The organism is Candidatus Kinetoplastibacterium crithidii (ex Angomonas deanei ATCC 30255) (genome assembly GCF_000319225.1).
Lineage (GTDB): Bacteria > Pseudomonadota > Gammaproteobacteria > Burkholderiales > Burkholderiaceae_B > Kinetoplastidibacterium > Kinetoplastidibacterium crithidii_B.
Window position 1 is genome coordinate 625453 of the sequence record NC_019815.1, and the last position, 24063, is coordinate 649515.

Below are 24063 nucleotides of genomic sequence, written 5' to 3' on the forward strand. Positions count from 1 at the left end.
TTAAATCTATAACATTGCGAGGAAAATAAAATCTATGGTGCCCATGACGCGGATCGAACGCGTGACCTCTCCCTTACCAAGGGAGTGCTCTACCACTGAGCCACATGGGCATTATGGAGCGAGTGAAGGGAATCGAACCCTCGTCATAAGCTTGGAAGGCTTCAGCTCTGCCATTGAGCTACACTCGCAAGTTACACATTCGGCATATGGTGGAGGAGGTTGGATTCGAACCAACGTAGGCGCACGGCCAACAGATTTACAGTCTGCCCCCTTTAGCCACTCGGGCACCCCTCCACGATAATCTATTATATTCTACACACTTATTATGTATTTTGCAAAAAAATAACTACTAATATATCAATAGATGACAAGTCAAGATTTTTTTTTCAAAAAAAACAACATTAACTATTAATCAAAAACATTTACTATAAATTCATTTTGGCATTTCTCACAAAAACTAAACACCTATTCGTCACTAAATCAACATTATTTAAAATTTCGACTTTATCTATAAAAAATTCTTTTGTTGACAATAAATCAAAAATTTCATCCTTCGGCATTTTCCCTTTCATGGCACAAAAAATACCATTAGCTTTTAAAAGATGTTTTGTGTTTTTTGTAAAATTTTTAAGAGAAGAAAAAGCTCTTGAAATAATTAGATCAAAACTGAGATTGTTTAAAAGCTCAATTCTAGATTTTATAACACTTAAATTTGATAAGTCTAACATATGACCAACTTGATTCATAAAAACAGTCTTTTTACCTATAGAATCAACACAAACCACATTCCATTTTGGTCTCATTATAGATATAATTACTCCAGGTAAACCAGCTCCAGAACCAACATCGCAAATATCTACATCTTCAAATTTTAAAAAAGCATCTAAAAAAGGCAAAGTAGATATACTATCAATAAGATGATATGTAATAATGCCTTTAATATCACTAATAGCTGTTAAATTGTAATGTTTATTCCATTTCTGAAGAAATAACACATATTCTTTTAACATATATTGTTGAGTTGAAGATAAATCAATATTGTTTTTCGAACAATATTCTAATAAAAGATTTTCATTATCATCATAACAGTTCATCATTTCTTATGTTTTAAACCTTTCATATAAATAAGAATTACAGAAATAGCAGCTGGAGTTACTCCAGATATTCTTGATGCCTGACCTATTGTTTCTGGTTTATAATCACTAAGCTTTTGTCTAACTTCTATAGAAAGATTCCCTATTTTATTATAATCAATATCAAAAGGTATCGGTAAACTTTCATGTTCAAACGTTTTTTTGACTTCTTCTTGTTGTCTAGATATATATCCATCATACTTAATAAGTATGTTAATTTGATCAGAAATCAAAACATCACCCATCAATCCAGGCCCTATTAAAAAATCACCATCCTTGCCTTTAACATCCATTAAATATTTATAATCAATCCCTGGTCTTTTTAAAATATCAAAAACAGAATAATCTCGATCAGTTTTTTTACCAATAGAAGAATCAGAAAAATAATTTGATAAAACACTAGGATTTAAATATAAACTTTTTAGTCTTGTAACTTCTCTTTCAATTGAATCACGTTTTTTATTAAAATAATCCCAATGGCAGTCGTTTATTAAACCAAATTTTCTTCCTAATTCTGTCAGTCTAGAATCAGCATTATCTTCTCTTAAAAACAAGCGATACTCGGCACGAGATGTAAACATTCTATAAGGCTCATCAATGCCTTTTGTTATTAAGTCATCTATCATCACCCCAATATAAGAATCACTTCTTTGTGGAGACCATGGAGAAAGATCTTTAGAAAACCTACCAGCATTTAAACCAGCGACTAATCCTTGAGCCGCAGCTTCTTCATAACCGGTAGTACCATTTATCTGTCCAGCAAAAAACAAACCAGAAATTATCTTTGTTTCAAGAGTTGATTTTAAATGCCTAGGATCAAAATAATCATATTCTATAGCATACCCTGGTCTCAATACATGTGATTTTTCTAGACCTAATATTGAATGAATTAAATCAATTTGTACATCAAACGGCAAACTTGTAGATATGCCATTTGGGTAAATTTCATTAGTATTTAAACCTTCTGGCTCTAAAAAAATCTGATGAGATTCTTTATCTGCAAAACGAAAAACTTTGTCTTCTATAGAAGGACAATATCTAGGTCCTATTCCATTTATTTCTCCATTGTAAAGAGGTGACCTGTCAATAGAATTCTTCACTATTTCATGAGACAGTGGGTTTGTTCTAGTAATCCAACAAGGTATTTGTTTAGGACGAATAAGGTTCCTTCCTTTAAAAGAAAAAAATGGAATAGGATCGGAATCACCATGCTGCACCTGCAAAACCTCATAATTAATTGTACGCCCATCTATTCTAGGTGGAGTTCCAGTTTTTAATCTACCTACAGCAAAACCCATATCTTTTAATTTATCAGTTAAAAAAGGAACTGATGGGTCCCCAGATCTTCCGCCAAGCGTTTTACTTGCACCAACATGCATTAAACCGTTAAGAAAAGTACCAGCAGTAAGGACAACTGATTTGGACTTAAAAAATATTCCCAATTGAGTATGTACCCCGTTAACGGTATTGTTTTCTACAAAAATATCATCTACTACTTGTTGAAATATAAAAAGATTTTTTTGATTTTCTAAAATATTTCTTATTGATAAACGATATAAATTCCTATCTGTTTGTGCTCTTGTGGATCTTACGGCATAACCCTTAGAAGAGTTTAAAATTCTAAAATGTATCCCAGAATAGTCAGCAGCTATTGGCATAGCACCACCTAATGCATCTATTTCTTTTACTAGATGTCCTTTGCCTATACCACCAATAGAAGGATTACAAGACATTTGTCCTAAAGTTTCAATATTACTTGTTAATAGTAATGTTTTCGAACCTTGTCTCGCAGATGCTAAAGCAGCCTCTGTTCCAGCATGACCTCCACCTATAACTATTACATCGAATTCTTCATGATAATTCATTTTTTTCCTTTTTTGCTAAATTGGAATTTTATGTTTTTAAATTAAATATTTCTTTTATTACTCTTTATTTAAATAATAATAATAATAATATATAACCACTAAAAATGTGGATAACTTATTTTTTTATTAAAAATCAAGTATTTAGTTTAAAAAAAACGTATGTAAAAACGATGTTTTTATTTGTAATAAAAACTGAATAAGTTTTTTGAAAACAAAAAAAAGTATGTTTATTAAGAAGTAATTAAGCTGATATACACAACTATATATGAATATAAATTGTTATTTTCCTATGCAGAATTTGGAGAAAATATTATCTAATATATCTTCTGTGGTAAATTGCCCTGTTATTTTAGATAAGTTTTTATGAGATAATCTTAGTTCTTCTGCTATTAAATCAATTTGTGGGTTCTTGTCTAATGTATATGTAATTGCTGTTTGAATATGTTCTAATGAATCTATTAGACAAAATAGATGTCTTTCTCTAGAAATCCACCTAGATTCCTCTGTTTTATTTAATCCTATGGTCTCTAGTATTTTTTCACGCAATAGATCTAAACCAATTTTTTTAGTTGCCGAGATCAGTAAATCATCATTTTTTGCTATGCAAAAATTTTTTTCTATAATATCAGATTTATTTAGTACTGTTATTATTGGTATTCCATTGGGGAAAATAATATTTGGTTTTTGGGGTTTTGTTATATCTTGTATGAGCAAGATTAGATCTGCTTTTTCTATTTCTTCTAAACTTTTTTTTATTCCTATATTTTCTATGTAATCATTACTTTCTCTAATTCCGGCGGTATCAATTATGTTTATAAGGATCCCGTTTATGCTTATTTCATTTATTATTTTATCTCTAGTAGTTCCAGGTATGTCTGTTACGATTGCTACTTCCTCTTCAGATAAGGCATTTAGTAGACTAGATTTGCCGACATTTGGTTCTCCTGCTATAACTACATTAATACCATTTTTTAAAGTAATGCCTTGTTTTGTTTTTTTTATAAAAGTGAGTAAGTTTTGACTTGTTTTTTCTAAAGAAGCTAATATCTTATTTTTTTCTATTAGAATAATATCTTCTTCTGAAAAATCTATATTTGCTTCGACAATAACTCTTAATTTCATTATGTCATCAGATAGTGCATTAATAGCTCTGGATGGCTCACCAGACAGAGCTATTAATGCACTTCTAGATGCTTCTATAGACACGGCGTCTATAATGTCTGCAATAGCCTCTGCTTGAGCTAAATCTATTCGGCCGTTTAAAAATGCCCTTTTTGTAAATTCTCCAGGTTCAGATATGCGTACTCCAATATCTCTTCCATGATCAATACAAAGATTTAAGATTTCATGTATTACTACTATTCCACCATGACACTGGAGTTCCAGTATATCTTCTCCAGTAAATGACTTTGGTGATTTAAAGAATATGGCAATACCTTTGTCAATAATTAGGTTTTCTGTGTTTTTGAATGGTAGATAATATACTCGTCTATTATCTAGTTTTTTTCCAAAAAGATTCATCATCAAAGTTGAGAGATCTTTTCCTGAAACACGTACTATTCCAATAGCTCCTTTTCCAGTAGCAGTAGATATAGCAACAATAGGAGAATTATCATACATATCTAGACCAAATATTTTGTTTTATTTTCGTATGATGAACCATTGTTGTGCGATTGATAATATATTATTGACACACCAGTATAAAACTAATCCTGATGGAAAGAAGAACATCATTCCTCCAAATATTAAAGGCATAATCATCATAATTTTTGCTTGTATTGGATCTGGTGGTGCTGGATTTAGTTTCATTTGAATAAACATTGTTAGCATCATTAAGATGGGTAATATGAAATATGGATCTTTTGCTGACAAATCTTGAATCCATAATATCCAAGGAGCACCTCTCATTTCTACACTTGATAATAGCACCCAATAAAGAGAAAGGAAGACAGGGATCTGTACTATTATTGGTAAACATCCGCCCAAAGGGTTTATTTTTTCATTTCTATATATTTCCATTACAGCGGCATTAAACTTAATATTATCATTTGAAAATTGTTTTCTTAAAGCTTGTATTCTTGGTGCTACATTCTTTAACTTTGCCATTGATCTGTAGCTTTTTGAGGCTAATGGGAAAAATAATAATTTTATAATAAATGTTAATATGACTATAGACCAACCCCAATTTTTTACAAAATCAAATATATAATTCATAAGTAAAAATATAGGCTTAGCAATTATAGTAAATATTCCATAATCGACAACTAAATCTAGTCCTTTAGCTACTGAAGCCATCTTTTTTTGGTCTTGAGGACCGATCCACAAATAGGAGTTGCTTGCATAAGATTCATTAGGTTTTACTTTATTTATGGATTCTATGGTTCTTATTGCGAATATTTTTTTATTTTTATTTAGTTCTACTACTTCATTTTTGCGAATACAATTTTCTTGAGGAATCCAGGCTGTTGCAAAATAATGCTGAACCATAGCAATCCAGCCATTATCAGTGGTTTTTGTATATTTCGCTTTATTTTTAGAAACGTCTTGGAATGATATTTTTTCAAATTTGTTTTTTTCAGAAAAAACAGCCATTCCAGTAAATGTTTTGTAAAAACTTGAACTATCTGATGGGTCACTACTATCTCTTATTATTTGTAGATATAGTCCGGTATTTAATATTTCATTGCTTTTATTTGTAATTTTATGCTGTACCTTTATATTATATTTCCCATTTTCCAATATAAATTTTTTAAATAGCATTATGCCATTTTTTTCTGACAGAAATTCAACTTCAGACTTGTCGTTATCTTGCTTTATTTCTACCAACTTAAAATCAGATTGATGATTTGGTAAAACAGACTCACCTATTAAACCTGATTGAATAATATAAGAAAACTTATCGTCCGAATTTATTAAAACAGTAGGTTTTTTATTCTTATCTGGATAATCTAGTAATTCAGCTTTTACTATTTTAGCTCCTAGGCTGCTAAATGTAAGTTTTAAAACATTATTTTCTATAACTGTCAATTCTTCTTTGTGACCATTGATATGGTCTTTGGCATAATCTTTTTTATCAATTGACGAAAATGCGGGTACCTGATTGTTTGTCTCATTTATTTTATTTTCAACAGAAAATATTTTGTGATTCTTTTCATTTTCTAATTGCCAATTGTTCCAAATAACCAATATAGAGAAAGAGAAAATTATCCAAAGAATTGTTCTTTTAATATCCATTTTTGAATTTTACCTGGTAGTTTGTGATATCTACTAATATCTTATAATACTATTTTTTGTTTACATCGTTTTTCTTATTTAATTTATGCGGCACAGGATCGCAGCCTCCTTCACACCAAGGATTACAACGTAATATTCGATAAAAAATTAACCAGAAAGCATAAAAAATATTATATCTTTTAATGGATTCAATAGCATACTTAGAACAAGAAGGATTGAATCTACATTGTGTACCTATCCAAGGGCTTAGAATGTATCGATAAGCTTCAATGAGTGTAATTACTATTTTTTTGTGCATTTTGATATTTTGCTAAAATGGTAATTAATTTCAGATCTAGCATTTTTCTTTAGAACTCTTAATGAGCAAATAGGTGCTTTAGAGCGCAAACGCACAACATAATCCCCTTTAGGAATTATATTTGCATTCGCTCTAAATGATTCACGCACTACTCTTTTGAGAGAGTTGCGTACAACTGCTCTATGGGCCATTTTTTTGGAAAAAATTAGGCCAATCCTACTGGTTTTGAGCGACGTTATATCTGTGACATTGTTATGCAAGAATGAATTAACATAAAATAAATTACCCTTAGCTACTGGGTAACTGTTAATAACAGTCTTGTATTCATGAGATTTATGTAAACGAGCACCAGCAGGAAATCTAGCTCTTTTTTTGTCGTTAGTATTCAACTCCGTTATAACTAATAAATTAAATCGATATTTGAATTAAACAGATAGGCGTTTTCTTCCCTTTGCTCTACGTGCATTAATGATAGCACGCCCGGATCTTGTTTTCATTCTTATGCGAAAGCCATGTGTGCGCTTACGGCGCAAGACAGAAGGTTGATAAGTTCGTTTCATTGGTAATCTAAAGTTAAAAGAACAATAGTAAAGTTAAACGATATTAATTCGAATAACTCAATATCATTCTACGTTAATATACGATTAAAGGAAAGTGTAATATTATATCTAATATATCGTAATTTTTACAATGCTAATTAAGATAGCGTTTTTAGGATGTTAGATTAATAGATATATTTATTCAAGCTATTTATTATAAAATCATAATTTTGATCTATAATGTTATTTTTGTGGTGGTTTTTTTGATTGGTTTATAATTTGTAGTAGAATCAAGGTTTGCAAAATATATTTATGAATAATTTTTGGTTGACATTTATTGCTCAAATGGAGAAGGATTTACCTCCCCAGCAAATAAATGCATGGATTAAACCATTAGCGCCAGTTTCTTTTAATGAAGCAGAAGGCATATTGACTATTTTGGCGCCTAATAGGTTTAAATTAGATTTAGTGAGGAAGAAATTTGGTCATCAAATAGAGAAAATTGCTTATGAATGGTTTAAGAAACCTATCAAAATTATATTTGAATTACCATCCAGTACTAAATCAAAATCTTTTCATGAAAGCAATTTTCTTTCTAATGAAAAGGATAATAACACTACAAATCTTGTTAAGAGTAATGATGTAAATAATATTTATATAACTGGTGAAACTATAAGTGCTCCACAAGTTGACAATAATACATTGCAGACAAAGAATGTTCCAGTGGAAAATGTTGGAATCTATTATGAAAGATCTAAGTTAAATTCTATCCTTACATTTGATAATTTTGTTACAGGTAAGGCAAATCAATTAGCTAGAGCTGCTGCATTGCAGGTTTCTGAAAATCCTGGTGTGTCTTATAATCCTTTGTTTTTATATGGAGGGGTTGGATTAGGTAAGACCCATTTAATTCATGCTGTTGGTAATTCAATGATATCCGACAAATATAGCGTGAAAGTTAGATATGTCCATGCTGATCAATATGTTTCTGATGTTGTGAAGGCTTATCAAAGGAAGGCATTTGATGAATTTAAGAGATATTATCATTCTCTTGATTTGTTATTAATAGATGACATACAATTTTTTTCTGGAAAAAACAGGACTCAGGAAGAATTTTTCTACGCATTTGAGGCTATGGTAGCTCAACATAAGCAGATTATTATTACTAGTGATACTTATCCAAAAGAACTATCAGGCATAGATAGTAGATTAATTTCTAGATTTGATTCTGGGTTAACTGTAGCAATAGAACCACCTGAATTAGAAATGAGGGTAGCTATCCTTTTACGTAAAGCATCTACAGAAGGTATACCGATGCCAGAAGAAGTAGCTTTTTTTATTGCGAAACATCTTCGGAGTAATGTGCGTGAACTTGAAGGAGCATTAAGAAAAGTATTAGCATATGCACGTTTTCATGGTCGTGATGTATTAACTGTTGATGTTTGTAAAGAGGCTCTTAAGGATTTATTGTCTGTTTCTAATGGTCAAATTACAGTTGAAAATATTCAGAAGACAGTGGCAGATTTTTATAAAATTAAAGTTGCTGATATGTATTCTAAAAGAAGACCAGCTAATATTGCTATGCCTCGTCAAATTGCTATGTATCTTGCTAAAGAATTGACTCAAAAGAGTTTGCCTGAAATAGGTGATTTGTTTGGAGGAAGAGACCATACTACAGTGTTGCATGCTGTAAGAAAAATCTCTGAGGCTCGTATAAAACAATCTGACCTCAATCATACCTTACATGTTTTAGAACAAACCCTAAAGGGCTAGAAATGAAATTTTTACAAACAAATCGAGAGAATTTAATAAAGACTTTATCGAACATAGTTGGTGTTGTTGAAAGACGAAATACTATGCCTATATTATCTAATGTTCTTATAAAGAAAAGTAGTAATAAATTATCATTCATTACTACAGATATAGATGTGCAAATGACAACTTATGCTGATTTTGGAGTTCCTAGTGATGATATATCAACTACTGTTGGAGCTCGTAAGTTGCTAGAAATTTTAAAAGCTTTGCCTGAAATGAGCCAAGTCATTATTGAAATATTTCCTGGAAAAATTAATGTTTTATCAGAGAAGAGTAGATTTACATTGCAATCTCTGGATGCTAATGATTTTCCTGTTATGTATAGTGATGATAGCTGGGATGTTTTTGTAAAGATGTCTCAGATAGAATTAAAAAGTTTGTTTAATATGGTTTACTTTTCTATGGCTCAACAAGATATAAGATATTATCTTAATGGTATGTTGCTAGTTTTTGATAATGGTAAAATTAGTGCGGTGGCAACTGACGGGCATAGACTTTCTTACAATTCTGTATTAACAAATTCTTTTAAAGGTTATAAAGAGGTTATCATTCCTAGGAAAACAGTTTTGGAAATACAAAGATTATTACAGGAAAATGATGATGAGATTTCAGTTGCAGTATCAGGCATGCAGATTAAATTTTGTTTCCGTGATATAGAATTCATTTCTAAATTGGTAGAAGGCAAATTCCCAGATTTTGTAAAGGTAATACCTCAAGATTACACTAGACATTTCACCATAGACAGAGATCTTTTTCATGGATCTTTACAGAGAGCTGCTATATTGACGAATGATAAATTTAAAGGAATTAGGTTTCAATTTGCATTAAATTCTTTCAAAATATCATCATCAAACTCTGAACATGAAGAAGCGCACGAAGAGTTGGATATAGATTATAAACATGAACCTTTTGATGTTGGTTTTAACGTTAGTTATTTGTTAGACGTCATTTCTAATATTAAGTCAGATAGTTTGATTTTATCAGTTAATCCTGATAGCAACTCTTCCATTTTAATTACTCTTCCTGGAAATGATAGTTTTAAATATGTAGTTATGCCAATGCGTATTTGATTGTGTAATTGTCTATTATTGGATTATTTTAAATATTGGTTAAAGATATACAAATGTCAAAAATAAAAAACGCTCATTTATCAGAGAATGATACAAGCTATAGTGCTAGTTCAATAAAAGTATTAAAAGGGTTAGATGCTGTTAGAAAAAGACCAGGAATGTATATAGGTGATACTTCTGATGGCACTGGACTACATCATATGGTTTTTGAGGTAGTTGATAATTCTATAGATGAAGCTCTTGCAGGTTATTGCAATGAAATTGTTGTAACAATTCATCCTGATAATTCTATATCAGTATCTGATAATGGTCGTGGTATTCCTACAGGAATTCATCAGGATGATGAATTCCATCGTACTGCAGCAGAAATAGTGATGACTGAATTACATGCAGGAGGTAAATTTGATCAGAATTCTTATAAAGTATCTGGTGGATTGCATGGAGTAGGAGTTTCTTGTGTAAATGCATTGTCTGTTTGGTTAAAATTGACAATATGCAGGGATAAATCTATACATCAAATAGAATTTGAAAAAGGTATTTGTACTAAGCCTCTTAGTGTGATTGGGCATACTGATAAAAGTGGTACCGAGGTGCATTTTTTAGCTGATGCAGAAATTTTTTCTAATATAGAATTTCATAATGAAATTCTATCTAGAAGATTGAGAGAATTGTCTTTTTTAAATAATGGTGTCAAGATCAAATTGGTAGATTTGATTAAAAATAAAAATGAGAATTTTGAGTTTTCTGGAGGAGCAAAAGGTTTTGTTGGTTATATAAATCGTAACAAAACTGTCATTCATAATGGTATTTTTAGTGCTGTATCAGAGTCGTCTGCTGGAGGTGTTCCTGTTGTTGTTGAAGTAGCTATGCAATGGAATGATTCTTATTCAGAGAATGTTTTATGTTTTACTAATAATATTCCCCAAAGAGATGGAGGATCACATTTAACTGGTCTGAAAGCTGCTATGACTAGGGTATTGAATAAATACATAACTGATAATGAATTAGCAAAGAAGGCTAAGGTAGATACTGTTGGTGATGATATGCGTGAGGGTTTGGTATGTATATTATCGATAAAAGTTCCAGAGCCAAAATTCAGTAGTCAAACAAAGGATAAACTTGTTTCTAGTGAAGTAAGACCAGCAGTTGAAGATGTTATTTCTAAAACATTAGAATCATGGCTTTTGGAAAATCCTAATGAAGCAAAAGCAATTTGTGGAAAAATTATAGAAGCATCAAGAGCTAGAGAAGCAGCTCGTAAAGCACGTGAAATGACAAGACGTAAGGGTATTTTGGAAGGTAGTGGTCTTCCAGGAAAATTGGCTGATTGTCAAGAACGAGACCCTTCTTTGTCAGAGTTATATATTGTAGAAGGAGACTCTGCTGGAGGATCTGCAAAACAAGGTAGAGATAGAAAATTTCAAGCAATTTTGCCATTAAGAGGTAAGGTTCTAAATGTAGAAAAAGCAAGGTTTGATAGGTTGTTAAATAGTGAGCAAATAACAACTTTGATTACTGCCCTGGGCACAAGTATAGGTCCAGATTTTAATATAGAAAAACTTAGATATCATAGACTTATTATTATGACTGATGCTGATGTTGATGGTGCACATATTCGTACATTACTATTAACATTTTTGTATAGACAGATGCCAGAGTTATTAAATAGAGGATACATATATATAGCACAGCCTCCTTTATATAAAGTTAAGGTAGGCAGGGAAGAATTTTACTTGAAAGATGATGAAGAAGAATCAAAATTTATATTGAATTTAGCTATTAAAAATGCTTCAGTTTTTACAGGAGAAAATTCTGACCCGATTGAAGGAGAAAACCTATTAAAATTAGCAAATAAATATTATAAATCAGAAAAAATAATTAAACGTTTATCAAGAACTTTTGATACTAATGTATTGAATGCTATAGTTGATGGAATTGACTTAAATTTTGATAGTGAAGAAGCAGCTATTATTTCTTTAAATAATTTGTCAGAGAAATTGAAGAGCATAATGTCATCGAATAATAGTATATCTATAAAAGTTATTAGTGTTGATGAAAATAGCTATGGTCTTGAAATTTCAAGAAACTCATATGGTAATGAAAAAAGTTGTTTATTAAATCAAGATTTTCTTAGAAGTAATGATTACATAGTTATGAAAAATACTTTTTATGAATTCAATAATCTTTTAAGTGATGAGGCCATTGTTGTAAGAGGTATTGGAGATAAAAGAAAAGAAGAGAAGATATCTGATTTTAGAGAAGCTATTAAGTGGTTGATAAAAGAAGCGGAACAATCAATATCAAAACAACGGTATAAAGGTTTGGGTGAAATGAATCCTGATCAGCTTTGGGCAACAACTATGAATCCACAAGCGCGTAGATTGCTAAGAGTTCGTATAGAAGATGCAATTGTTGCTGATCAAGTTTTTAGCACTCTGATGGGTGATGAAGTTGCTCCTCGTCGAGAATTTATAGAAGAAAATGCACTTTATGCTAATAATGTTGATTTTTAGATTATATATTTTTTAGTTCATGAGTTAATTCAATGCTTTTAGAGATAGTTGCCCCTTGTGCTTTTATCTCTAAAAGAAACTCTTTTGTTTGTTTTTCGAAACCACTGACTGGGCTCATACAATCATATAAGATTACAATTTTTTTTATTTCTCTAGGAGTAAGATATTTAAAAAAATGTTCTAATGTTTTTTTTATGCAATGACTGCTTGCTTCACCTGCTATTATTAGCATATCGGAATCTTTTACAAATGATAAAACTTGGTTATTATCTATTTCTTCATTTGATATAGTACTAGGAATAGATATTCCTGATACTGCGCTATATTGTTCTATTAATGGATTTAATCCTTTCATTATGATATTTATATTTCTCAAATGAGAGTTTTCCCATTTTGTATAGGCTTTATTTATATTATGATGAATGTTATGACCCCAAGTACCTATTTGGCAATGGACTGGCCAGGCGATTAGTTCTTCTAAATAATGTTTTTCTAGATGTTCTAAATATTTATAAGAATATTGTTTTAAATTATGTTTTTTTGGTATAACCAGTTCATTTCTTACATCTTCTGAATTTATTACTTTAAATGGTTGGACCTCACTTCCATCAGAATTTTCCCAAAAGCTTGTAAGTGATATATCTATTCTGTAATGACTGTCCATAGTAATCATGATATTGGATATTTTTTGAATGTTATTATCTATAAATATAGATAATCTTTCCATATCATAGTGTGCTCCTGGAACATATAATGCTGGTTTTTCTGTATTGCCATAACCACCAGTAGGCGGCAAAGCACAAAAATCATTTTGTGGGTCTATTATTAGCAAATGTATTTTTTTCATAGGAGACTTTAGTTCTTATTTTTGTTTGGTTTTTCAAATTCAAAAGCTACTTTATCTTTTTTTATAATGAGAAAGGCTTTAAACTTTCTGCGTGTTTTTGCAGAAATAAAACCATCTAGTAAATCTGTGCGTTTATCACTAAGTAATTTTATAACTTGATCTTTAGATATTTCTTGTTGAAGAATTTTTTTATTTAATTTGAAGCTACAATGATTTATTTCTGATAAATAACCTTCACATAAATAGCTGGATTCATTTTCAAAAACAGAAAGATTACATTTAGGACATTTTCCTAGGATTTTATCTTCAGATTTATCAATAATGGAACTTTCAATTTTTTGTGATGTATTGTTAAATTCAAATTCTAATTTATAATCTTCATTGATTTTTAATATAGCACTAAATGGTTTAAAGTTTTTACTAATAAAATTATCTAAAGGTCCAATTTTTTTATTTCTAATCAGTTCTTCTACCTCTTCTAATTCAAAAGTTCTTCCACTAGGGTACTTGCTTATAGAAAAATCACATTTGGTGCATGTATATCTGCGATAATTTTCTTTTATTATCCCATTGCACTTAGGACAATTACTTTCTAATGTTACATAATCTCCAGGAATATTATTATTTTCATATTCCTTTGCTTTTTTTACAATATTTTTTGTCATATTAATGATATCTGACATAAATTGTGAACGTTCTAATTTATTTTGTTCTATTTGTTTTAATTTATGTTCCCATTCTCCTGTTAGTTCAGGGGATGTTAGTTCTTTAACTTCTAAGCCAGATAATAGAGTCATTAATTGAAATGTTTTTGATGTCGGGATAAGATCTTTACCGTCTCTGCGTAGATAATTTTCTGTTAATAAACCTTCTATAATAGAGGCCCTAGTTGCTGGTGTTCCAAGACCTCTTTCATTTATTGCTTCTCGCAATTCCTCATCATTTATAAATTTTCCAGCACCCTCCATTGCCGATAATAATGTTGCCTCATTATATCTTGCAGGTGGTTTTGTATATAGTTTATTTAAGTCAATAGACTGAGTGATGACATTTTCATTTTCTTGAATGGAAATTAATTTTTCTCCATTTTCATTTTTGTTTTTTTCATATACAGATAACCAACCTGGTTTTGTTAGAATTTTTTCCTCAGTTTTAAAAGTATGTTTGTTTACCTTTGTTAATCTTATAATATTCATATATTCAGCTGGAGGAAAGAATATTGCTATAAATCTTTTTAAAAGTAAGAAATATAATTTATGCTCAAGGTCATTCAACTTATTTGGTATTTGTAAGGTTGGTATTATGGCAAAGTGATCTGATATCTTTTTATTATCAAAAATCTTTTTATGTGGTTGAATCCATTTGTTATTAGTAATTTGTAGAGCACAATTAGTTAAATGATTTTCTATGAGTTTAGATTTGTTTTCGGCTATGGACTGCATAACATCATTTACAGTTTGTATATAGTCTTCTGGTAAGTATCTAGAATCTGTACGTGGATATGTTATTGCTTTATGTTTTTCGTATAAGGCTTGAGCTAAGCTTAGAGTGGTTTTTGCTGAAAATCCAAAATTATGGTTAGCTTCTCTTTGCAGGGAAGTTAAATCATATAAAGAAGGTGGTAATTGTGATATAGACTTAGTTTTTTCATTTGCTATGCCTGATTGATTATTGCATTCTTGTTTAATTTTTTCTGCTTCTAGTTCATTCCATATTCTAGATTCTCTATTATCAGTATTAAGCCCATCTTTTTTAAACTTTGTATCTATCCATTTGGCATCATAAACACCATTTTTTGCTTTAAAAGTAGCTAATATTTCCCAATAATCTTTTGGTATAAAGTTCTTAATTATATTCTCACGATTATTAACTATAGCTAATGTAGGGGTTTGCACTCTGCCAACTGTTGTTTTAAAGAAACCACCTTCTTTACTATTGAATGCAGTCATTGCTCTAGTACCATTTATTCCAACTAGCCAATCAGCTTCTGCTCTTGATCTAGCAGCATATTCAAGTGGTTTAAGCAGCTCATCATTTTTCAGATTATTAAATGCTGTGCAAATAGCATTCTTCGTCATTGATTGTAACCATAATCGAAAGATAGGTTTTTTTGTTTTAGAAAATTGAATTATGTATCTGAATATTAATTCACCTTCTCTTCCTGCATCGCAGGCATTTATGATGGATTCAATATCTTTGCGTTTTATGAGTTTGATAAGAGCTTTTAGACGTTCTGATGATTTCTTATCAGTCGGTATTAATTCAAAACTAGTAGGTATGACAGGCAGATTTGTAAAATTCCATTTCCCCTTAATCGGGTCATTAGATGCTGTTAAACTTAATAAATGCCCTATACTAGATGATATTACATAATTTTCATTTTCATATATATCAACATCACGTTTAAAATTTCCAAGCGATTTCGAAATATCAAGTGCAACTGATGGTTTTTCAGCAATGATTAACTGTTTTTTCATATAAATCCAAATTAGTAAACATAAATAATGAGCTATTTAACTATTTTAGTAAACAAATTATCGCTTGTTTTTGAGAAATGTCAGTTTACTATAATTTTTTGGAGTGTATAGTTAACTATATTAATCTTTATTAACAAAATACATTATCTATGTTAACGTAATCTTCTTTTTAGTAAAATTAAGATTCTTATTATTTATTTTTGTGTTTCTGTAGGTCTAACATTATTATAGATAATTTCAATTAACTATATAGTTACATTTTATAATTTTCAATGAAAATAAATTTATTAAATTGTAACTTATTATATTATTAACTTTGTGGTAGAAATATTATGGAATTTAGTAAATTTGATGTTAGTTCTTTGATGGAAATAACTAAACGTCCCGATTTGTTATTTGTCAGAGGTTCTGGATCATGGTTAGAAGATCAAAATGGCAAACGCTACTTAGATTTTATACAGGGATGGGCTGTTAACTCTTTAGGTCATTCTTCTCCAGAAATGGTACTGGCATTAAGAGAACAATCGCAATTATTAATTAATCCTTCACCTGCTTTTTATAATATACCTTCTATAAATTTAGCTTCTCGTTTAACTAGCAACTCTTGCTTTGATAGAGTTTTCTTTGCTAATAGCGGAGCAGAAGCAAACGAAGGAGCCATCAAGTTAGCAAGAAAATGGGGGCAAATTAATAAGAAAGGAGCCTATAAAATCATTACTATGAAAGATAGCTTTCATGGTCGTACTATAGCTACTATGTCTGCATCAGGAAAGCCAGGATGGGATTCAATTTTTAAACCTCAAGTAGATGGTTTTTTAAAGGCAGAGATAAATAATATATCGTCTGTAGAATCTTTAATAGACAATAATGTTGTAGCTATTATGTTAGAACCAATACAGGGTGAGTCTGGTGTTATTCCTGCGAACATTGAGTTTTTAAAAGACCTGAGAATTCTTGCTAAGAAACATGATTTATTATTAATAGTAGATGAGGTGCAGACTGGCATGGGTAGGACTGGTAAACTTTTTGCATACCAATATTCTGATATCGAACCAGATATTATGACACTAGGTAAGGGTATAGGAGGAGGATTGCCTTTGTCAGCTTTACTGGCTCGTGAAGAGGTTTGTGTATTTGCTTACGGTGATCAAGGAGGAACCTATAATGGTAATCCTCTATGTACAGCAGTTGGATTAGCAGTATTTGATATTATAAGTAAAAAAGAATTTTTGGATTCTGTTTTAAGAAAAGCTGATAGGTTATCTAAAGGTTTAATGCATTTATCTAATAAATATTCATTATTAGGAGAAAGAGGTTTTGGTTTATTAAGAGCCTTAGTTCTATCTAGTAATGATGCTAATCATATTGTTGAAGAAGCTAGGAATTTAACACCAGAAGGATTATTATTAAATGCTCCACGTCCAAATTTATTACGTTTTATGCCCTCGTTAAATGTAACAGATGCAGAAATAGATCTTCTTCTAGAAAAACTAGACTATATTTTTGAAAGAATAAGTAAAGACTAAAAACATTTATTAATTATTCATGAATCTAATACTTTTGTTTAAGAAATAGTATTAGATTCTGAGCGATATTTATTAATCAATTTGTCTATTTCTTCTATGGTATCGATATAACTATTACCAGCTAGTGTTGGTGATGTTAGATATTCACCACCTACTATGAAAATAGGTATTTCTTTTATATTGCAAAAATGAAAAAGATTATTTGCTTGTTTCATTTTTATTTCAATTCCGAAAGAATTGAATACTTTATTAAATTTATTAATAGAAATTTGATGTTTTAATAACCAATTTTCTAGATTTTTGTGTTTTTTAAAAAAAAACCTATCTTTTTTAATAGTATTAAATATTTCTATATTAAGTTCTTCTTTATTAATAGACTCAATAGTAAAGTAAATTTTTTGTAATTGTTGAGTATAGTCATTAGTAGCAATTGGTATTTTTATTATTTTTACATCATTTGGAATGTTTTTAGACCATCTATTTAAATAAATTTCTATTTCATTACAGTGTTTGCACATATAAGAAAAAAATTCAATAATCTCTATTGAATCTTCTTGTGCTATAGGTATTTTAAAATCTAATATTTCATATTTGTTTTTAGTCGCATATGAAACATTAGAAAAAATAAAAAAATATACTGTTATTGTTGTTATAGCTAATTTTCTAAAACTAGAAACTCTATTCATACTATTGAAGTATTTGTTTTGAAAGTCATAATAAGTGGAGTCTATTTATAAACTTAAAATAGTATCCATTACATTTCTTCAGGTATAGATACACCTAATAAAGTCAAACCATTTCTTAATACTTGTAATGTAGCATTTATCAAACGTAACCTAGCTAACTTCAAGTTTTCTTGTTCTACTATAACATGTTCTGAATTATACCAAGAATGACAATCTGCTGCACATTCTTGTAGCCAGAATGCTATGAGATGTGGTGACAATTCATCAGCTGATTGTTTTATTACAGAAGGGAATTCAGATAGACGTTTTATCAAATTTATCTCAGAATGGCTTGTCAAAAGATTAATATCAGATTTTTGAATGAGAGAATGGTCCATATTTGCTTTTTTTAATATTGAATTTAATCTTGCATACGCATATTGTATGTAGTAAACAGGGTTTTCTTCCTTTTGAGAAATTGCTAAATCTATATCAAAAATAAACTCTGTATCTGCACGACGTTGTATAAGAAAGTAACGTGCTGCATCACGACCTACCCAGCTTATTAAATCTCGCATAGTAACGTATGTACCTGACCTTTTAGAGATTTTTATTTCCTCACCATTACTAATAATCTTTACCATTTTATGTAGCACGTATTGAGGATAGTTCTTTGGTATATCGTTTGATAATGCTTGCAATCCAGCACGTACACGAGATACTGTTCCGTGATGGTCACTACCTTGTATATTTATTGCTGTATGAAACCCTCTGTCCCATTTTGTTTTATGATAAGCTACATCTGGCACAAAATATGTATAGCCACCATCATTACTTTTACGCATTACCCTATCTTTATCATCACCAGTAAGAACAGTTGTTTTTAGCCATAGAGCACCTTCGTGTTCATAAGTATATCCGCTGTTTATCAAGGCTTGTACAGTTTTTTCCACTTTGCCAGAAGTATATAAAGAACTTTCTAGGTAATAATTGTCGAATATTAAACCAAAAGATTTTAGATCTATATCTTGTTCTTTACGTAAATAAGCAATGGCAAATGTTTGGATATCATTTAAACAATCTATGTTGCCAGATGCAATAGTTTTTGAACCATCAGTATTATCTATGCATTCTTTATTGATAAAAGATTTGGCAATATCTATAATATATTCGCCATGATATAAATCTTTATTTTTAGGCTCTAATGTCTCAAAATCTATATTTTTAGCTCTTGATTGTACACTTATAGCTAAATTATGTATTTGATTACCTGAGTCATTGTAATAAAATTCACTGACTACATGCCATCCAACTGCTTTATAAATTTGACAAATGGCACTACCTAATGCTGCTTGTCTTGCATGGCCAACATGCAATGGTCCTGTAGGATTTGCTGATACAAACTCCACTAATATATTCTTGTTCTTTGAACTATTTTTGGCATGTCCGTATTTGTCTCTATATAGTTCTATCTCATCAAACACTTCCATCATAGCTTCTTTACTAATATAAAAATTAATAAACCCAGGCTTAACAATTTCTATATTAGAAATAATTTTTTTACTATCTATATTCTCATTGAGCATATCTACAATATTTTGTGCTAGATCCATAGGGTTTTTGTTAATTTTTTTTGCTATGCGCATGGCTATATTAGTAGATATATCGCCGTATAATTTTATTTTTGGTTTTTCTAAAATTATTTCTATTTCATTACTAGGTACCAAATCATTAACTGCAGATTCAATGAGGTTTATTAATATTTTTTTTTGATTTGGCAGCATAATTTATATTTTTTAATGCAAAGTTATTATATTCAATATAGAGCTATATTATACAATAATCATAAATATCAAACTATGTATGATTATTTATGATTATTGTTCATGTTTTATTTATAAAGATGATTCTGTTGACTTTATATGTCTATTGATAGCACTTAATACAGCTCTGAAAGAAGCGGTTACTATATCTCTATCTATACCGACACCAAATCCAGTATTAGAACTGTCTATTCTGAGTTCAACATAACAAGCAGCTTTAGTATTAGTATTAGCTCCTATAGAATGTTCGTGATAACTCATTATTCTTGCAGGCAAGCCTAAAGAAGATATGAAGGCAGATATTGCACCATTGCCTTCTCCTTTTACTAGACGTTTTTCATTATTATACTCTAGTTCAGCTTCAATTTTAAAATGCTTGGCTTCAATTTCACTGGGGTCGCCATCGATACGATGACGTATCAATTTCCATGGGTTATTTTGATCTAGATATTCTTCTTTAAATGTTTTGTAAACTTCTTCTGCTGTTACTTCTCTTCCTGTCTTGTCAGTAATTCTTTGTATGTAGCGACTAAATTCAATTTGCAGTCTTCTTGGCAATGAAAGGCCATATTCACGTTCTAATAGATAAGAGACGCCACCTTTCCCAGATTGACTATTAACTCGTATAACAGCATCATAACTACGTCCTAAATCTGCAGGGTCTATAGGAAGATATGGTACTTCCCACACATCATCAGACTGCTGTTTCGCCATTCCCTTTTTAATTGCATCTTGATGAGAACCAGAAAATGCTGTGAATACCAAATCACCAACATAAGGATGTCTTGGATTTGTAGACATTTGTGTGCAGTATTCTACACAACGTCTAACTTCATCTATATCAGAAAAATCTAAATTAGGATTAATGCCTTGTGTATAAAGATTCAAAGCAAGAGTCAAAAGATCAACATTACCTGTACGTTCTCCGTGGCCGAATAAGCATCCTTCCACACGGTCTGCACCAGCCATTAAAGCTAATTCAGCTGCAGCTACAGCTGTTCCTCTATCATTATGAGGATGTACGCTGATAATGACGTTTTCCCTATTATTTATATTTCTATGCATCCATTCTATTTGGTCTGCATACACATTAGGAGTAGAAGACTCAATAGTAGCAGGTAGGTTAAGAATCATCTTATTAGTACTTGTTGGCTGATAAATGTCAATAACTGTATTTGCTACATCTAAAGCAAAATCTAACTCGGTGCTGCTAAAAACTTCTATAGAGTATTCGTAATGCCAATTAGTCTGTGGATATTGGCTAAATAAATCTTTTACAAGTGTTGTCCCATCGATAGCAATTTTTTTAATCTCATCACGACTCATATTAAAAACGATTTTTCTAAAAGAAGGAGCACATGCATTGTATAAATGGATTATACCAGTTTTAGCTCCCGCTACAGCTTCTATTGTTCTTTTAATCAAATCTTCACGAGCTTGTGTAAGAACTGAGATCGTAACATCTTCAGGAATATATTCATCATCTATTAATTTTCTTACAAAATCAAAATCAGTTTGAGAAGCTGAAGGAAAACCAACTTCTATTTCTTTAAATCCAATTTTGAGTAATTGTTCAAAAAAACTAATTTTTCTTTCAACATTCATAGGCTCTATTAGAGCTTGATTCCCATCACGTAAATCAGTGCTGAGCCAGATAGGTGCTTTAGCAATTTTTTTGCTAGGCCATGTGCGATCTGAATAGTCTTTAGTAAATGGGCGAAATGGTACATATTTATTAGCTGGGTTGGCAAGCATAATATTAAAATCCGTAAGTCTTTAAATTGTTTTTACAAAAAATTAAATAAAATTTATATAGAGATTACTTTTATGGTATTAAACTCTATGTGAACAAAATGATAATGATCATTATTACATTTTAATATCTATATGTAAAAATAATGTATTTTTAATTTTATCCAAAGTTCTAATGTTACAAATTAAGATCATATTTTAACATGTATTAACATAAGAGAACTATTTAGAAGTTATATATTACTATATAACTGTTATATTTTATTATTTTGTTAGATCAAGTAGGGGTATTTCAGTAATATTATTGGGATTTATAATCAGTCTTTTTATCCCTATCTCGTCAGTATTGCTTGAGTTATTTGTGTTTTCTATATCACTTTCCACTAGAGAAATGGTATTTATTTGTTTTGTATTATTGATTGATAGATCAGGATCGCCAAGAGTTCCATTGATGAGTGGTTGAGGAGGCTGCACTATAAATCTTTGACCGTTTGCGTTTAAAACTTCTTTTTGAGAATAATTATTATTAATTTTGTTAACATTGAAAGTCATATTTTGAAATAAAGTTTTTTCAACAATAATCCCAATGATAATTGTTATGGATATGAAAATTAGTATTTTTTTGTAACCATGAATTGTAAGAAAAAATCTTTTATTATAAATCATTAATAACAGACAACAGCTTATTATACTCTCTTATCTTGTGAAACTCTATTTCTGGATGTAATTCCTGTGATATCTTTAATTGTGATTGTGAAGTAGCTAGAAAAGTTATATTTCCTAATGAATCAAAAGCAATATTGGAAGTATTGGAATCTATAAATTTATTTAATATTTTATTATTTTTAGACGATATCCATCTTGCCAATATAAACTTAACTGGCAAAATATTTACATCTGCGTTGTACTCGTGTTTTAAACGATGAGCTACTACTTCAAATTGAAGTTGTCCAACAGCTCCTAGCAGCAACGTATTACTTTTATATAATTGAAAAACTTGAATTGCCCCTTCTTCTCCTAGTTGTTTTAACCCTGTATTTAATTGCTTGTTTTTTAAAGGATCTTTGATTTCAACTGATCTAAATATTTCTGGAGCAAAAAAAGGAAGACCTGTGAATTGTAAATTTTCACCTTCTGTTAATACATCTCCAAGTTGTAATACTCCATGATTTGGTATTCCGATGATATCTCCAGCAAAGGCTTCATTTATTAAGTCTCTTTTTTGTGATAAAAACGAAACAACATTATTTGTTTTTATATCTTTTTTAGTTCTAGAAATTTTTAATTTCATCCCTCTTTTGAAGATCCCAGAGCATACCTTAATAAACGCTATTCTATCTCTATGAGATGGATCCATATTAGCTTGTATTTTGAAGACAAAGCCAGTAAATCTTTCTTCATCTGGGAATACATCTCTTTGTATTGCTGGCTGATAAGATGGTGGTGGGAAATAATCTATTAAGGTATCTAAAACTTCTTGTACACCAAAATTATTAATAGCTGAACCAAAAAAAACAGGTGTTTGTTCTCCAGAAATAAACTTTTTTATATCAAATTCTGGAGTTGCTTCTTTTATTAAAGTTACATCTTGTTCTATTTTGCTAAATAATTTTTCAAATAGTAGATTATTTTTTTTATTTGATCCATTCTTACTAAGAATATCAGGTGATTGATAGCGATCTTGACCTGCTTTAAATGATAAGATTTTATCTGTTTTTATCTCAAGAACACCTTCGAAAGATTTTCCCATGCCTATTGGCCAAGTAAATGGTATGGCATCTATTTTTAGGTGATCTTCTATTTCATGTAATAAATCAAAGGGATCTTTAACTTCTCTATCTAATTTATTTATAAAAGTTATTATAGGAGTTCTTCTTTTTCTACAAACTTCTAACAATCGTATGGTTTGAGATTCTATTCCATTGGCAGCATCTATCACCATTAGGGCAGAATCTACAGCAGTTAATACTCTATACGTATCTTCAGAAAAGTCTTGGTGTCCTGGTGTATCTAATAAATTAATGATATGGTCATTATATTCGACTTGCATAACAGATGATGCTACAGATATACCTCTTTGTTTTTCTATCTCCATCCAGTCAGAAGATGCATATCTAGAAGCTTTTCTTGACTTTACTGTTCCTGCTATTTGTATTGCTCCAGCAAAAAGTAATAGTTTTTCAGTTAGTGTGGTTTTGCCAGCATCTGGGTGAGATATTATCGCAAAAGTCCGTCTTTTTTTTACTTCTTGATGTATATCCATAATTTAGTTAATAAACGTTATTTGATAAAATAATATTTTTGTTGTTTTTATAATATAGAAATCAAATAGAACACAACCTACAGAATCAGAAGAGGAAGGACAGACTAATGAATATTAGCTTGGCTCCCCGAGCTGGACTCGAACCAGCGACCTGCGGATTAACAGTCCGTCGCTCTACCAACTGAGCTATCAGGGAAAAGTATTATGATAAGCAACACTTACTAAATGATATTTAGATTTAGC

Annotated in this window: 18 protein-coding genes and 4 tRNA genes; 4 read left to right on the forward strand and 18 right to left on the reverse strand. The window is 30.3% G+C overall.

Going from position 1 to position 24063, the window contains the following annotated elements; genetic code table 11:
- Positions 1 to 35: 35 nt before the first annotated feature.
- The 10 genes from CKCE_RS02970 to rpmH form a co-directional block, all read right to left on the reverse strand.
- Positions 36 to 110 (reverse strand) — tRNA-Thr (locus CKCE_RS02970).
- Positions 111 to 114: 4 nt separating this feature from the next.
- Positions 115 to 188 (reverse strand) — tRNA-Gly (locus CKCE_RS02975).
- A gap of 19 nt (positions 189 to 207) precedes the next feature.
- Positions 208 to 294 (reverse strand) — tRNA-Tyr (locus CKCE_RS02980).
- 131 nt (positions 295 to 425) lie between these two features.
- On the reverse strand, positions 426 to 1094 hold the full coding sequence (rsmG, locus tag CKCE_RS02985; RefSeq protein WP_015238842.1) for a 16S rRNA (guanine(527)-N(7))-methyltransferase RsmG: 669 nt from the start codon (positions 1092 to 1094) through the stop codon (positions 426 to 428).
- Positions 1094 to 2998, reverse strand: coding sequence for a tRNA uridine-5-carboxymethylaminomethyl(34) synthesis enzyme MnmG (gene mnmG, locus CKCE_RS02990; protein ID WP_015238843.1), 1905 nt, complete (start codon positions 2996 to 2998; stop codon positions 1094 to 1096). The genes rsmG and mnmG overlap by 1 nt, the downstream gene beginning before the upstream one ends.
- A 279-nt stretch (positions 2999 to 3277) precedes the next feature.
- Positions 3278 to 4618 (reverse strand): tRNA uridine-5-carboxymethylaminomethyl(34) synthesis GTPase MnmE, encoded by a 1341-nt coding sequence (gene mnmE, locus CKCE_RS02995; RefSeq protein ID WP_015238844.1) that lies wholly within the window; start codon positions 4616 to 4618, stop codon positions 3278 to 3280.
- Positions 4619 to 4639: 21 nt separating this feature from the next.
- Positions 4640 to 6232 (reverse strand): membrane protein insertase YidC, encoded by a 1593-nt coding sequence (gene yidC / locus CKCE_RS03000; RefSeq protein ID WP_015238845.1) that lies wholly within the window; start codon positions 6230 to 6232, stop codon positions 4640 to 4642.
- Between the two features lie 49 nt (positions 6233 to 6281).
- Positions 6282 to 6530 carry a membrane protein insertion efficiency factor YidD gene (gene yidD, locus CKCE_RS03005; protein WP_015389210.1) on the reverse strand — a complete coding sequence of 83 codons (249 nt, stop codon included), beginning with the start codon at positions 6528 to 6530 and terminating at the stop codon, positions 6282 to 6284.
- Positions 6515 to 6919, reverse strand: coding sequence for a ribonuclease P protein component (gene rnpA, locus CKCE_RS03010; RefSeq protein WP_015238846.1), 405 nt, complete (start codon positions 6917 to 6919; stop codon positions 6515 to 6517). Before rnpA ends, yidD begins: the two co-directional genes overlap by 16 nt.
- 36 nt (positions 6920 to 6955) lie before the next feature.
- Positions 6956 to 7090 carry a 50S ribosomal protein L34 gene (rpmH, locus tag CKCE_RS03955; RefSeq protein WP_015389211.1) on the reverse strand — a complete coding sequence of 45 codons (135 nt, stop codon included), beginning with the start codon at positions 7088 to 7090 and terminating at the stop codon, positions 6956 to 6958.
- A 291-nt stretch (positions 7091 to 7381) separates the two neighbouring features.
- On the opposite strand from rpmH, the gene dnaA reads away from it, so the two are divergent.
- Genes dnaA through gyrB form a run of 3 tightly spaced genes read left to right on the forward strand, consistent with a single transcriptional unit; the run spans position 7382 to position 12467 of the window.
- Positions 7382 to 8842, forward strand: a complete 1461-nt coding sequence (gene dnaA / locus CKCE_RS03015) for a chromosomal replication initiator protein DnaA (RefSeq protein WP_015238847.1) — start codon at positions 7382 to 7384, stop codon at positions 8840 to 8842.
- Between the two features lie 2 nt (positions 8843 to 8844).
- Positions 8845 to 9954, forward strand: a complete 1110-nt coding sequence (gene dnaN / locus CKCE_RS03020; RefSeq protein WP_015238848.1) for a DNA polymerase III subunit beta — start codon at positions 8845 to 8847, stop codon at positions 9952 to 9954.
- A gap of 53 nt (positions 9955 to 10007) precedes the next feature.
- Positions 10008 to 12467 carry a DNA topoisomerase (ATP-hydrolyzing) subunit B gene (gene gyrB, locus CKCE_RS03025; protein WP_015238849.1) on the forward strand — a complete coding sequence of 820 codons (2460 nt, stop codon included), beginning with the start codon at positions 10008 to 10010 and terminating at the stop codon, positions 12465 to 12467.
- 1 nt (position 12468) lies between these two features.
- On the opposite strand, the gene CKCE_RS03030 is transcribed toward gyrB, so the two are convergent.
- Complete coding sequence (locus tag CKCE_RS03030; RefSeq protein WP_015238850.1) at positions 12469 to 13314, reverse strand: cysteine hydrolase family protein; 846 nt, start codon at positions 13312 to 13314, stop codon at positions 12469 to 12471.
- A gap of 8 nt (positions 13315 to 13322) precedes the next feature.
- Positions 13323 to 15791, reverse strand: coding sequence for a DNA topoisomerase III (locus CKCE_RS03035; protein WP_015238851.1), 2469 nt, complete (start codon positions 15789 to 15791; stop codon positions 13323 to 13325).
- Positions 15792 to 16123: 332 nt separating this feature from the next.
- On the opposite strand from CKCE_RS03035, the gene CKCE_RS03040 reads away from it, so the two are divergent.
- A complete protein-coding gene (locus CKCE_RS03040) occupies positions 16124 to 17317 on the forward strand; it encodes an acetylornithine transaminase (protein ID WP_015238852.1) in 1194 nt (397 codons plus the stop codon).
- Between the two features lie 38 nt (positions 17318 to 17355).
- Here the strand turns inward: CKCE_RS03040 and CKCE_RS03045 are convergent, their stop codons facing one another.
- The 6 genes from CKCE_RS03045 to CKCE_RS03070 form a co-directional block, all read right to left on the reverse strand.
- Positions 17356 to 18003, reverse strand: coding sequence for a thiol:disulfide interchange protein DsbA/DsbL (locus CKCE_RS03045; protein WP_015238853.1), 648 nt, complete (start codon positions 18001 to 18003; stop codon positions 17356 to 17358).
- Positions 18004 to 18071: 68 nt separating this feature from the next.
- Entirely contained in the window at positions 18072 to 19766 is a 1695-nt protein-coding gene (gene argS, locus CKCE_RS03050) for an arginine--tRNA ligase (RefSeq protein ID WP_015238854.1), read from the reverse strand.
- Between the two features lie 111 nt (positions 19767 to 19877).
- Positions 19878 to 21560, reverse strand: coding sequence for a 2-isopropylmalate synthase (gene leuA / locus CKCE_RS03055; RefSeq protein ID WP_015238855.1), 1683 nt, complete (start codon positions 21558 to 21560; stop codon positions 19878 to 19880).
- Between the two features lie 261 nt (positions 21561 to 21821).
- Positions 21822 to 22223, reverse strand: a complete 402-nt coding sequence (locus CKCE_RS03060) for a hypothetical protein (protein ID WP_015389036.1) — start codon at positions 22221 to 22223, stop codon at positions 21822 to 21824.
- Positions 22213 to 23820 carry a peptide chain release factor 3 gene (locus CKCE_RS03065; RefSeq protein ID WP_015238857.1) on the reverse strand — a complete coding sequence of 536 codons (1608 nt, stop codon included), beginning with the start codon at positions 23818 to 23820 and terminating at the stop codon, positions 22213 to 22215. Before CKCE_RS03065 ends, CKCE_RS03060 begins: the two co-directional genes overlap by 11 nt.
- Before the next feature lie 120 nt (positions 23821 to 23940).
- Positions 23941 to 24016: transfer RNA gene (locus CKCE_RS03070), tRNA-Asn, on the reverse strand.
- Positions 24017 to 24063: the final 47 nt, after the last annotated feature.